Raw genomic sequence first — 12,231 nt, forward strand, 5'->3', positions numbered from 1 at the left:
TTACAATCCGGCCAGGCGGCACAGCCGCTCGTGATGGGCTGCTGGCGTGCCCAGAAGAGCTTCGTTGGAAACGGCGCGGCGGCCATAGAAATGAATATCGTGTTCCCACGTCATCCCGATCCCGCCATGCATATGCATGCAGTCGCGAACGATTTCCGTGCCCCATTTGCCGCATTGGCTCTTGGCGATGCTGGCGGCGATCGCGGCATCGGAAGCCTGGTCTTTCACCGCCTTCGCCGCATGCGCCACCGCGGCCTTCATACCCATGAGCTGGGTGGCGTGGTCGGCAAGGCGGTGCTTGATCGCCTGATAGGATGCGACCGGACGTCCGAAAACCAATCGTTCGTTCGTATATTCAAGGCAGATTTCAAGCGCCCGTTCGACCACGCCGATAGTCTCCGCGCATTGCAGGACGAGCGCGACCTGGAATTGTCGCTCGACAGCTTCCCCGGCAGCACCGATTTCACCGAGCAGCGCTTCCGTGCTCACGACAACGTCTGCAAAGTCGATATGTGCAATGCGGCGACCTACATCGAGCGTATCAAGCGGGGTGATCGTGATGCCAGGCGTGTCTGCCGTCAGGAGCACCTGCGTTGCGCCGTCGTCGCCGGCGACACTGACCAGGATCGCATCGGCAATCTGGGCGTCGAGCACATAAGCGGCGTGACCGCCAAGGCGCAGGTTTTCCCCCTCGCGCGCGGCACGAACGCCGCCGCCGGCAATGCGGCCGCCTCCGCCGCGGCGGGCCATCGCCCATGCGACGACCGCCTCGCCACTGGCGAGTTTTGGCAGCCAATGTGCCTTCTGTCCGGACGATCCTGCATCGTTTATCGCGTATGCGGCCACGGCACTTGAAAGGAACGGTCCCGGATAGATGACCCGCCCCAGTTCCTCGGCGACGATCGCTGCATCGACCAGGCCTTGCGCGGATTCCGAAAATCCGCCGAATTCCTCGGGTATCAGAAGCGCAGTCCAGCCCTGTTCCGCCGCCATCCTCCAGGCATCAAGCGGCATGTCCCGCTTTTCTTCCACAAGCTTGCGCAGCATGGCGATGGAGGCCCGGTCTTCGACGAACCGCCTCGTGCTGTCTTGCAGCATGACCTGATCTTCGCTCAGATCGATATCCATGCCTTTCCCTCTCCTCATCGTAATCCGAGAACTCTATTAATCTCGAAGACGATCTAGCTGGCTGTTGTCAGTTGTCGTCGCTCCAGTTAAAACAAATTGCGGTATAAGAAAACACCGCAAGATGCTTCATGGCATTGCATATCGATCTATCGTCGGCGATAGGGTTAGGTCAATGCACCCGATGGGCTGTCTTGCCGCATATGCGGAAGTGAAAAGATAGCTTTGTTCTGCGCCCGCTGTGGTGGCATGCCTTGCATGGCGAATAACCGGGAGGCCTTGGCGGGCGTCAAGACAGGAGAGGACCAGTGTTCGAGTTTATCCTTTACGATGTTGCTGATGGCATTGCGACCATCACACTCAATCGTCCCGGTGTCGCCAATGCGCAGCACCAGCCGCTGCTGGAGGAATTGAACCAGGCGTGGGAAGACGCGGCTGCCGATGACGATGTGCGCGTCATCCTCCTGCGCGCAGAAGGCAAGCATTTTTCCGCCGGTCACGATGTTACGCCCGAGTCGATTGCGGCAAATCCCGATCTCAAGAAGATGCGGTCGGAAATTCCCAATACCGGGCTGCTTGAACTCTACAAATGGGAAGCCAAGCATTATTTCGGCTTTAGCCGCCGTTGGCGCGATATCCCCAAGCCGTCGATCGCGGCGGTTCAGGGAGCCTGTATCGCGGGTGGTCTGCTGCTCGCGTGGCCGTGCGACATCATCATCGCGGCCGATAATGCGCGTTTTTCCGATCCCGTTGTCCTGATGGGCATCGGCGGCGTGGAATATCATGGTCACACCTGGGAACTCGGTCCGCGCAAGGCCAAGGAAATGCTCTTCACGGCCAAGCCCATCGGGGCGGAGGAAGCGGAGAAGCGCGGCATGGTCAACAAGGTCGTACCGCTTGCCGATCTTGAAACCGAGGCGCGCGAGATGGCGGCGCAGATCGCAAAAATGCATCCCCATGCACTGGCCATGGCGAAGCGTGCAGTGAACCAGACGATGGATATCATGGGGCAGTATGCCGCGCTCCAGTCGGTATTCGACATTCATCAGCTTGGCCATGCCTCGGCCTATGCGCAGGGCGGGCAGATGATCCTGACAGATCATCTCGGGATCAAGGCTGCGGGCAAGGACAAGAGCTGATGCTGCGGATAGAGGATGCCGCCGGCGTCCGCACGCTTACGCTCGACCGGCCAGACCGGCTCAACACCTTGACGCCCGGTCTGAACCGGAAACTGCACGAGGCCTTGATCGATTGCGCGCGCGATCCCGGTGTGAAGGCAGTAGTGCTCACTGGGGCTGGACGCGGATTTTGCGCGGGCTTCGACCTGTCAGGCGGGGGCGAGGAGCCTGACGAGATCAAGAAGCGTTGGGGCGACGATCCCATCTATCTTGAACCGGAGCAGGTTGCGGCGCGTCTCGATCAGGATGCGCAAATCGCCATCCTGTTGCATCGGATGTCGAAGCCTACCATCGCGTCCATCCGCGGGGCGGCGGCGGGCAGCGGGCTTGTGCTGGCAGCGGCGTGCGATCTGCGCATTGCTTCGGAAACGGCCCTGTTCAAGACCGCATTTGCGAGCGCCGGACGGTGCGGGGATCCCGGCGGTTCCTATTTGCTGACGAAGCTGGTCGGACCGGCCATGACCCGCGAGCTCTATTTGCTGGACGAGAAGGTTCCGGCTGAGCGCGCGCTTGCGATCGGCCTGGTCAACAAGGTGGTACCCGACGATCGGCTCGAAGAGGAAACCGCTATCCTCGCGTCACGCTTCGCCAACGGACCTTCGCTCGCCTATGCGGGGATAAAGCGCAATCTCAACGCTGCCGAAACGGGCACGCTTGAAGAGACGATCGCTATCGAGGGGCCTGCGAATGCGCGAGCCAGCCTCTCGCATGACGGAAAAGAGGCAGGACGAGCTTTCATGGAAAAGCGCGCTCCTCGTTTCAGGGGTTATTGATGGCCGCGCTCCAAGGCATTCGCGTTCTGGACTTCGGTCGTTACGTGGCCGGGCCATATTGTGCAATGATGCTGGCGGATTTCGGCGCGGACGTCATCCGCATCGAACGGCCCGGCGGCGGCGATGACCGGGCCATCACCCCGATTACGGAGAGCGGGGAAGGCGCCGTGTTCCTGCAAGGAAATCGGAACAAGCGCTCCCTGGCACTCGATCCGCGTGGAGAAGAAGGCCGCTCGGTGCTGGCAAGGCTGGTCGCGAGCGCAGATGTCGTCATCGCCAATGTGCCCGACAGCGTGCTTCCGAAAATGGGTCTTGATTACAAGAGCCTGAGTGCAATCAAGCCCGACATCATCCTGTGCAATCTGTCGTCTTTCGGTCCTCAAGGGCCATGGGCCGACCGTCCCGGTTTCGACAGCGTTGGCCAGGCATTGTGTGGCTCCAGCTATCTGACGGGCACGGGAGAGATCCCCTTCCGTTCACCCATCACCTGGGTCGATAACGGTACGGCGGTGTTCGCGGCCTTCGGTGTCATGGTGGCCTTGTTCGAGCGTGAACGCAGCGGCATGGGTCAGCAGGTGACGGGCAGCCTGCTTGCCACCGCGCTGGCCTTTTCCGGCTCCTATCTCGTCGAGGAGAACGCGACCGGTGTGGGCCGTGGGCCAATCGGCAATCGCGGCCATCTCAATGGGCCCACCGACACTTTCAGGACGAGCGATGGATGGATCGTCACGCAGATTGTCGGGCCGGGTATCTTCAAGCGCTGGACGCAGCTTATGGAGGAGCCCGAATGGCTGGAGGATCCGCGCTTCGCGACCGATCAACTGCGGGGCGAAAATGGGGCAATCCTCTCGGAACGCATGGCGCGCTGGTGTGCGGGGCGAACGACGCAGGATGCGCTGGCAACGCTGGCCGAACTGAGCATTCCCGCTGGCCCAGTCCTGTCTCCGCGTCAGGCGCTCGATCATCCGCAGGTCGCCGCATCGAACATGCTGGTGCCTATCCAGATGCACGACATGGCGGCTCCCGCCGCGCTGGTGGGGCCAGCGGTCGGGCTGAGTGAGACGCCGGGTTCGATTCGTACACCGCCCCCGAGGGCCGGTGAGCACAGCCGCGAAATCTTGCGTGAGGCAGGGCTGGGCGATGAAGAGATCGATCGTTTGATTGCCGAAGGTCTGGTCAGTGAAGCGGTCAGTTCCGGTGCCTGAGCTTTTTTGACGGCGCACATAGGGAAGAGGTCAGAAGGCGTGACAGCAGGTAGTCTGGCAGGAAAGACGCTATTCATCACAGGTGCGAGCCGCGGTATCGGGCTGGCTATCGCGATGCGTGCCGCTCGAGACGGCGCGAACATAGCTGTCGCGGCCAAGACCGCGGCCCCCCATCCCAGGCTTCCCGGAACCATCCATACAGCCGCTGAGGCGATCGAGAAGGCAGGGGGGCATGCGCTGCCGCTTGTCGTCGACGTGCGCGACGAGGCTGCCGTGCAGCGGGCTGTGGAACAGACAGCGGATCACTTCGGCGGGATCGACATCTGCGTGAACAATGCCTCCGCGCTTAATGTGGAGGGAACGCTCGACATATCGATGAAGGCGTTCGACCTCATGCATCAGGTCAATGTGCGAGCGACCTTCATGACATCCAAGTTCTGCCTGCCTTATCTGCTCAAGAGCAGCAATCCTCACATATTGGCCATCGCGCCCAAGCCTGAGATGAATCCCGCGTGGTACAGCGAACATCTTGGTTACTCGCTCGCCAAGCTGGGCATGGGCCTTGCGATCATGGGCCTCGCCGGGGAATTTCGCGAACAGGGCGTCGCTGCGAATGCCCTTTGGCCACGCACGATCATCGGAACAGCAGCAGTCGAGTTCGGAAGCGGCCTTAAGGGCGCGGACGAAGGCGAAAAGCGCCTGCGCCACGCCCGCAGGCCCGAGATCATGGCGGACGCTGCCCATGTGGTGCTGACTGCTCCGTCGCGTGAGCTTACGGGGCAGTTTCTGCTCGACGACGATGTACTTGCGCGCAGCGGCGTCTCCGATTTCTCGCCTTACCAGATCGATCCTTCGGTACCCTCGCAGATTGACGCCTTCATATGGGACGACGCACCGCCGGTTCCCAAGGGAGTTTCCTTGATCGGCCGCGAGCCCGGTGCGCTGGACGCCTATTGAGGTTTGTTCCGGGCTGAATTGATGGATCCGGCGCTTCCCTCATTCCTGACAGGCGCCAGCATAATCGAGCCCAATGAGAAGGCTGATAAAAAGTACGATAAAACAGGATTATAAGAGAGGATCTTCATGGAAGTCGCGGAAAAAGACACTGATGCCGGTGGTCTCAAGTCCACGCCAGTCAACCTTCGCGTTGGCTGGATGACGGTCGGGATCCTCTCGCTCCTGACAGTCCTTTCGGTTCTCGATCGCAGTCTTCTGACCTTGATGGTGGATCCGGTCATGGCCGACCTCGACCTGACCGAAACCCAAATGGGTGCCTTGCTGGGCTTCGCCTTCGGACTGTTCTTCTTTCTGGGAGCACTGCCGATCGGCTGGGCGCTCGACCGGTTCAGTCGTCCACTGGTTATCTGGATCGGCGTGACGGTGTGGAGTATCGGAACCATCGGATGCGGCGTGGCGCAGAGTTTCTCCACCTTCTTCGCATCGCGCGCGATGGTTGGAAGCGGCGAGGCGGTGATGGGACCGGGCGCGCAGTCGCTGCTACCGGAGTTCTTCCCGCCGGAAAAACTGGGTTTCGCATTTTCGGTGTTCTCGCTGAGCAGTTCGATCGGTGCGGGGGCCGCATTCGCCATAGGCGGACTCGCTGGCACACTGATCGATCCGAGAGGCATTCACGAGGTGTTCGGTCTTTTGGACCTGCGCGGCTGGCAGCTCATTTTCCTGATGGTCGGCGTGCCGGGCCTCCTGATGGCGTTCCTGATCTTCCTGGTGCCCGATCCGCGCAGGACGAAGACGACCAGGACCGAATCCACCAATTATTTCGACTATTTCCGCTTGGCGAAAAGGTACTGGCGGTTCCTTCTCCCGCATCATCTGGGTCTGCTTTTTACAGCCGGCATTGCCGTTGCGATGGTGACATGGAGTCCGGCGTTCTATCAACGCGTCCATGGCCTGTCGGTTGGTGAGGTCGGTGCCGCGATGGGTGTGGCCCTGACTCTGGGAACGGTCGTCGCATTGCCGATTCACGCGCGGATCGTCGATCGCCTTTACGCCAAGGGCAAGCTCGATATCCATTTGCGCTACATGGCGCTCAGCGTACTTGTCGCCGCACCGCTGGCCATTGCCACCTATGCGGTTTCCTCGGTTACCCTGTCGCTGATTCTGTTCTGTCTGAGCAAGGCTTTCATGTGTGTCTATCTCAGCCTGCCTTTTGTCATCCTGCAGATCGTCATGCCTTAAAATCTCAGGGCGAAGGCTGCATCGATTGTGCTCGTGCTCAATGGTATCCTTACGCTCGGCCTTGCTCCCGTTCTCGTCGCGGTCGTGACCGAGGCAATGGGCGGGCCTCAGATGGTCGGCTATTCTCTCATGATCTGCGCGGCAGTCTTGCTGCCACTGAGCGCCTTCACCTTGTGGTTCGCGCTCAAGCCCGTGCGCGCGATCCTGACCGGCAAGATGGAGGAGGGTGAGCTTCCCGATGCAAGTGCCTTGGCACTTGCCGCGCATTGAGGCGGAGCGGTGTTACCGGTCCACTTCGCGCGTTTTACACGCAGCCGTGAGTTTCCGCACCCTTACGACGGCCGGACGCTATGGCGATGCCAATTGACGAGGCCGACGTGAGGCGGTGGCAACGCTTCGAAGTGCTTACCGGGCGTTGCCGGGGGCGTGACTGTGGGAGGCCTCGATTGTCGCCCCGGGCGATAGCGGAGAAGATACGCCCGGTGCAGCAGCGAGCCGGCATGGGATGAGGCAGTCGCCGTCATCCACGTACCGGCGCACGTTTAGCAATGGGCACGATGAATGGGGGCTGGGGCTCTCCATTGCCCCGTCCCAGCTCGCCTCTCAAACGCTTTTCTGACGCCAAGCATGAACCCGCGCGCACCATATTCGGTGCCCGCGGGAAGATGGCTCTGTGTTCTCGTTAGTTCAACGTGGGGTTCACCACGATCTTGCAATGCATTTCTGGATTCGAGAGGTCGTCGAACGCCTTGGCGACGCCGTCCAGGCCGACTTCGCCGGTGATGACGGGCAAGACGTCGATGTGGCCCTCGGCGATGTTGTGCAGCGTATTGGCGAACTCGGTCTCGTCGTAGGCGAAAACGAACTTGAGTTCGATTTCCTTGCCGATGCAGTTCAATGGTTCGAACGTGTCGGTCTGCGCGCAGACGCCCGCGACGACGATCTGGGTGCCCAGCGGTACCGATGCGATCATGCTCTGGATCACGCCGGGCACGCCTACGCACTCGAAGGCGATGGCGCGCTTGCCGGGACTGCTGAACAGAGTGTCGATGGTTCTAGGCGTAAGGCCTGAGGCACCGAGCGGCCCCCAGTGGCTGTGAGGCGATTCCTCGGCCGGGTTTACCACGATGTCCGCACCCATCTTTTCAGCGATTGCGCGGCGGGCAGGGGAATAGTCAGATGCGATGATCGGCCCCCAACCGCGCGCCTTGAGCGCGGCAATGACCGCCAGCCCGACCGGTCCGCACCCAACCACGAGATTGATCGTGTCCGGTCCGGCAGCCGAACGGGCAACGGCATGTTCACCCACGGCGAACGGTTCGGTCATCGCGGCCTGTGCATCCGAGAGCCCGTTGGTCACCGGCAGCAGGAGCCTTTCGGTCAAAATCATCTGTTCGGCAAAGCCGCCCGGCACGATGGGTGAGAAGCCAGCGGATTGAAGGCCCATCGGCGTGTTGACGAAGCCGATTGCGACGACCTTCGTTCCGGCCTTGAGGCGCTTCTCAGTGTTTGGCCCGTGATCGAGAATTTCTCCGCAGAATTCGTGCCCGAAGATGATGTTCGGGATTTCCGGGGGAACCTGCGCACCGGGCTTTCCTGCGACTGTCATTTCTTCGAGTGAATGAAGTGCGTGCAGGTCTGATCCGCATATGCCGCAACTCAAGGTCCGCGTGATGACCTGCCCCTCTCCGGGAACGGGATCGGGCCGTTCGCGCAGATGGAGTTGATGGTTCTCTCGAACGACTGCTTTCACGGGTAAATTCCTTCCTGAACTGGGAGCGTGAACGGCTTGCGTATGCTGATTGGCTGCAGCTAGCCTTTGGCTCGCTCGGTCACGGATACAATCGCATCGATGATGGGCTCGATTGAAACGTCGGGAAAGTCGTGCCCTACGCCATCGAGAATGACCAACTCGGCGCCTGGAATGTTCTCAGCCGTGTCATGTGCAGCAATCACCGGGATCAGTGGGTCGTCGCCGCCGTGAATGACCAGCGCCGGTACATCGAGCTTTCGCAACTGTTCGCGCTTGTCGGTGGTGCCCACGGTGGCTGCTGCCATGTGCCGCATCACCCCATTGGGATTGTAGCCCCGTTCGGCTGCCCGGCGCATCCGTTCGCGAACTTTTTCCTCGTCCATCTGGTGACGACCGCCGATGGCCTTGTGATTGTTCACATAGTGCTGGAGATAGGCTTCCATGTCGACCGCGGGATCGGGCGCTACCGAGGCAAGAGCGGCCCCGGCTTCTGGCTTTGAGCGCGGAAGTTCCGGATTGCCGGATGTCGACATCATCGAGGTGAGCGACAAGGTCCGCTCGGGATAGTTGATGGCGATGAGTTGAGCGATAATGCCCCCCATCGAATCGCCTACGATATGGGCGCGATCGATATTGAGCGCATCCAGCAGGCCGATGGCATCGGCGGCCATGTCTTCTAGGGTGTAGAACGCCTTCGGTTTCTTGCCCTGCATCACCGCCTGGCCGATTTCGGCAAACGTCACGGTTCCCGCGTCGTCGAAACTGGTCGATTGGCCAACGTCGCGATTGTCGTAGCGGATGGCCCGAAGGCCCCGTTGGGCAAGGCCTTCGCACAACTCGTCAGGCCAGTAGAGCATTTGCACGCCCATGCCCATGATCAGGAGGACGACGGGCGCGCCTTCGTCGCCAAAGCTTTCGTAAGCAATTTCAATGCCGTTCGCGGCTACCTTGGGCATTCTCTGACTCCCATGAATTCTTGTCGTTCGGCGCGGGAAAGCAGCGATCAGGAGACCGCCAGGCCTTTCATGTCCCCGTCCTCGCGCCATGCTTCGATGATCTTGATGAACGGCACAGGGCCAGCGCCGTACGTGCTGTTCTGATGCGCAAGCGGGTTGGCCTTGCCTTCGTTGTTGTAATAGCCCGGAGTGCATTCGGCGAGGAACTTGTCGCGCATGCCGGCCTTCGACTTGATCTCGTCGACCCAGGCTTCCTCAGCTTCCTTTGTTACCTCCACGCGCGTCTTCTGGCGCTCCATGACTTGCGAGGCGATGTAGGCGATATGCTTGGCCTGCTCGTTCAGCATGTGCGGATAGTTGTTCGAGAAAGCTGACTGCAGCAGCCCCATGTTGAACATGTTGGGGAAGTTGTGAACGAGCATGCCATGAAGAGAGCGCATGCCGTTCACGAAATACTCGCTCAACTTCACGCCGCCGCGACCGGTGATGTCATAGCCATTGCGATCGGTCAGCTTGGCCAGAACCTCGAACCCTGTGGCGAATATCAGGCAATCGATCCGATAGGACTTGTCGCCCACCACGACCGAATCCTCGGTGAGTGCATCGACGCCCATGCCGTTCGTATCCACCAACGTGACGTTGGACCGGTTGAAGGTCGGCAGATATTCGTCATGGATGCAGGGCCGCTTGCAGAAGAAGTCGTAGTAGGGTTTCAGAGCTTCCGCCGTCGCGGGGTCCTTGACGATATCGGATACCCGCTGCCGGATCTCCTCCATCTTCTTCATGTCCTGCAATTCGACGATGCGCGCCATTTCCTCCGGCGAGCGAGGATTGCCGTTCTCGTCAACGGCAGCGCCGAAAACCGCGCGGAAAATGTCGGTCCAGTTGTCGTTGACCAGGTCTTCCTTGACCGGAACGCCGGTCGTCAACGCGTTGAAATTGTCCATGCGGCGCTGGTGCCAGCCCGGCTCGAGCGACTTGACCCATTCGGGATCGGTGTGCCGTTCATTGCGCGGGCCGACCGAGGAGGGCGTGCGCTGGAAGACGTAGAGATGTTCGGCGGCGGCGCCGACATGGGGCACGACCTGAACCGCCGTGGCGCCGGTTCCGATAATGCCCACGCGCTTGTCGCCCAGCTTGGTCAGGCCGCCGGTCGAGTCGCCGCCGGTATAGTCATAGTCCCAGCGGGCGGTGTGGAACATCTTGCCCTTGAATTTATCGATGCCGGGAATGCCCGGCAACTTGAGCATGCTCATCGGGCCGCTGCCCAGCACCAGGAACCGCGCGCGGATCGCGTCGTCCCGGTCGGTGCGGATGATCCAGCGGTTCGAGGCTTCGTCCCATTCCATCGATTTCACGACAGTCTGGAAAAGCGCGCCGTCATAAAGATCGAACTGGCGCGCGATGCGGCGGTGATGCTCCAGGATCTCGGGGCCGGTCGCGTAATTGCCTTCGGGAATGTAGCCGGTTTCTTCCAGCAGCGGCAAATAAGTGTAGCTCTCGATGTCGCAGGCGATGCCCGGATAGCGGTTCCAGTACCATGTCCCCCCGACGTCGCCCGCTTTTTCGATAATGCGGATGTCCTTCACGCCGGCCTGACGCAGCCGCGCACCGGCCAGCATGCCTCCGAAGCCGCCGCCGATGATGACGACGTCTGTTTCGTCGGTCACCGGTTCGCGTGTGAAGCCCGGATCGACATAGGGATCGTCCGCGAAGGACGCGTATTCCCCCTTGATGGGGACGTACTGCGCGTTGCCTTCTTCCCGCAAGCGCTTGTCCCGTTCGGCACGATATTTCGCGCGGAGTTCTTCCGGGTCGAAGCCCAGAGTGCTTGTGTCGGTCGCCATGACGTTCTTATCCGCTCCAGATTTGAATTTCTGTTCTGTCCCGTCCGCGCCATATCATGGCGCGGGGCTCGAACCTTTAGAGCTAATTTAATAGCTTTGACGCCTTGGCGGTCAAGGCAAAACGAGCTCTCTGAGATGCAGCAAGCTTTTTTTGGCTAAAAGAGATATCGCTTTTCTACCTCAAGCGTGCTGAATATAACCCTTGGCCAATGAGGGAGGGCAGCGACGGAGCGAGTTCTGCCCCTTGCTCACATATCGTGCACCAAGCACTGAATGACAGGAGATGGATGATGGGAAGGCTTGACGGCAAAGTTGCGATCGTAACCGGCGGAGCGTCCGGCATTGGCGAGGGCGCGGCGATCCGGCTGGCAGAGGACGGGGCTCAGGTGGTCGTCGCCGACCGGAATCTGGAAGGTGCGGAGGCGGTCGCCCGGCGGATCGGGGGAAAGGCGTTCGCTCTCGGCTTTGACGCCGAAGATATCGAATCTACGCAGGCACTGGTCGAGCAGGTCGTCGAAGAATGCGGGCGGATCGATGTCCTGAACAACAATGCAGCATGGACATCGGATAACATTGGCGGCCTAGATCGCGATCTCCTGAACACGACACCTGAAACTTTCGACAAGGCCTGGCACATCAACGTGCGCAGCATCTTCGTCGCCTGCAAGGCAGCGGTGCCCCATATGATCGCGCAGGGTGGGGGATCGATTGTCAACATGGCATCCGTCGCAGGCGTTCGCGGCGGTTCGGGCGCAATGTGCTATGGCGTCACGAAAGCGGCGGTGCTGCGCCTGACGACTGCAGTGGCAACGCAATACGGTCGCAAGAACGTGCGCAGCAATGCCATCCTGCCAGGGTTTATCGGCACGCCGGCAACGCTCGTGCATGTGCCGGACAGCAAGGCCCTGATGCCGTTTCTGCCATTCCATCGCGACGGCAAGCCCGCCGACACGGCGGCGCTCATCGCCTTTCTGGCATCGGATGAAGCCGAATATATCAATGGGCAGTGCATTGCCGTCGATGGCGGATACCTTGCGGGAGACGCGCGCCCGTCGCGTCTTGAAATGGACTAACGGTGCGCCGGGATCCGCAAGTACGCCAGGAGTACGGAATGTAGATGGCCGGATGATCGGGCGGTGCCTTGAGCCCGCCCGATCTGTGCGTCGTACGGCAATGTGCAATGTTTGGCTGTCGAGCA

The 12,231-nt window shown here is 60.6% G+C and carries 11 protein-coding genes; 7 read left to right on the plus strand and 4 right to left on the minus strand.

Annotation, left to right across the window (positions count from 1 at the left end; genetic code table 11):
• On the minus strand, nt 1–1,128 hold the full coding sequence (locus JI59_RS17225) for an acyl-CoA dehydrogenase family protein (RefSeq protein ID WP_007011381.1): 1,128 nt from the start codon (nt 1,126–1,128) through the stop codon (nt 1–3).
• A gap of 305 nt (nt 1,129–1,433) precedes the next feature.
• Here JI59_RS17225 and JI59_RS17230 point away from each other — a divergent pair, with 305 nt between their 5' ends.
• The 6 genes from JI59_RS17230 to JI59_RS27705 all read left to right on the plus strand — a co-directional run bounded on the left by JI59_RS17230 (nt 1,434) and on the right by JI59_RS27705 (nt 6,747).
• The gene (locus JI59_RS17230) at nt 1,434–2,264 is read left to right on the plus strand and encodes an enoyl-CoA hydratase (RefSeq protein ID WP_007011380.1); all 831 of its coding nucleotides are present in this window, start codon (nt 1,434–1,436) and stop codon (nt 2,262–2,264) included.
• Entirely contained in the window at nt 2,264–3,076 is an 813-nt protein-coding gene (locus JI59_RS17235; protein WP_007011379.1) for an enoyl-CoA hydratase-related protein, read from the plus strand. The genes JI59_RS17230 and JI59_RS17235 overlap by 1 nt, the downstream gene beginning before the upstream one ends.
• Entirely contained in the window at nt 3,076–4,281 is a 1,206-nt protein-coding gene (locus JI59_RS17240) for a CaiB/BaiF CoA transferase family protein (RefSeq protein WP_007011378.1), read from the plus strand. Before JI59_RS17235 ends, JI59_RS17240 begins: the two co-directional genes overlap by 1 nt.
• A gap of 39 nt (nt 4,282–4,320) precedes the next feature.
• Nucleotides 4,321–5,238, plus strand: coding sequence for an SDR family oxidoreductase (locus JI59_RS17245; RefSeq protein ID WP_007011377.1), 918 nt, complete (start codon nt 4,321–4,323; stop codon nt 5,236–5,238).
• A 126-nt stretch (nt 5,239–5,364) separates the two neighbouring features.
• Nucleotides 5,365–6,477, plus strand: a complete 1,113-nt coding sequence (locus JI59_RS17250) for an MFS transporter (RefSeq protein ID WP_038576459.1) — start codon at nt 5,365–5,367, stop codon at nt 6,475–6,477.
• Between the two features lie 27 nt (nt 6,478–6,504).
• Nucleotides 6,505–6,747: a hypothetical protein gene (locus JI59_RS27705; protein WP_038576462.1), complete on the plus strand. Its 243-nt coding sequence runs from the start codon at nt 6,505–6,507 to the stop codon at nt 6,745–6,747.
• Between the two features lie 412 nt (nt 6,748–7,159).
• Here JI59_RS27705 and JI59_RS17260 read toward each other — a convergent pair whose 3' ends face one another.
• Genes JI59_RS17260 through JI59_RS17270 form a run of 3 tightly spaced genes read right to left on the minus strand, consistent with a single transcriptional unit; the run spans nt 7,160 to nt 11,033 of the window.
• Nucleotides 7,160–8,230: a zinc-binding dehydrogenase gene (locus JI59_RS17260; protein ID WP_007011375.1), complete on the minus strand. Its 1,071-nt coding sequence runs from the start codon at nt 8,228–8,230 to the stop codon at nt 7,160–7,162.
• 59 nt (nt 8,231–8,289) lie between these two features.
• Nucleotides 8,290–9,186: an alpha/beta fold hydrolase gene (locus JI59_RS17265; protein WP_007011374.1), complete on the minus strand. Its 897-nt coding sequence runs from the start codon at nt 9,184–9,186 to the stop codon at nt 8,290–8,292.
• A 47-nt stretch (nt 9,187–9,233) separates the two neighbouring features.
• Nucleotides 9,234–11,033: a flavin-containing monooxygenase gene (locus tag JI59_RS17270; RefSeq protein ID WP_007011373.1), complete on the minus strand. Its 1,800-nt coding sequence runs from the start codon at nt 11,031–11,033 to the stop codon at nt 9,234–9,236.
• A gap of 290 nt (nt 11,034–11,323) precedes the next feature.
• Between JI59_RS17270 and JI59_RS17275 the strand changes: the two genes are divergently transcribed.
• Nucleotides 11,324–12,106 (plus strand): SDR family NAD(P)-dependent oxidoreductase, encoded by a 783-nt coding sequence (locus JI59_RS17275; protein ID WP_202946076.1) that lies wholly within the window; start codon nt 11,324–11,326, stop codon nt 12,104–12,106.
• The last annotated feature ends 125 nt before the right edge of the window (nt 12,107–12,231 follow it).

The organism is Novosphingobium pentaromativorans US6-1 (genome assembly GCF_000767465.1).
GTDB classification, from domain to species: domain Bacteria; phylum Pseudomonadota; class Alphaproteobacteria; order Sphingomonadales; family Sphingomonadaceae; genus Novosphingobium; species Novosphingobium pentaromativorans.

What these genes read in the sequence shown, in the direction of transcription:
- JI59_RS17225 (WP_007011381.1), bottom strand. Translation starts at nt 1,128, where the DNA reads ATGGATATCGATCTGAGCGAAGATCAGGTCATGCTGCAAGACAGCACG.
- JI59_RS17235 (WP_007011379.1), top strand. Translation starts at nt 2,264, where the DNA reads ATGCTGCGGATAGAGGATGCCGCCGGCGTCCGCACGCTTACGCTCGAC.
- JI59_RS17240 (WP_007011378.1), top strand. Translation starts at nt 3,076, where the DNA reads ATGGCCGCGCTCCAAGGCATTCGCGTTCTGGACTTCGGTCGTTACGTG.
- JI59_RS17250 (WP_038576459.1), top strand. Translation starts at nt 5,365, where the DNA reads ATGGAAGTCGCGGAAAAAGACACTGATGCCGGTGGTCTCAAGTCCACG.
- JI59_RS17265 (WP_007011374.1), bottom strand. Translation starts at nt 9,186, where the DNA reads ATGCCCAAGGTAGCCGCGAACGGCATTGAAATTGCTTACGAAAGCTTT.
- JI59_RS17270 (WP_007011373.1), bottom strand. Translation starts at nt 11,033, where the DNA reads ATGGCGACCGACACAAGCACTCTGGGCTTCGACCCGGAAGAACTCCGC.
- JI59_RS17275 (WP_202946076.1), top strand. Translation starts at nt 11,324, where the DNA reads ATGGGAAGGCTTGACGGCAAAGTTGCGATCGTAACCGGCGGAGCGTCC.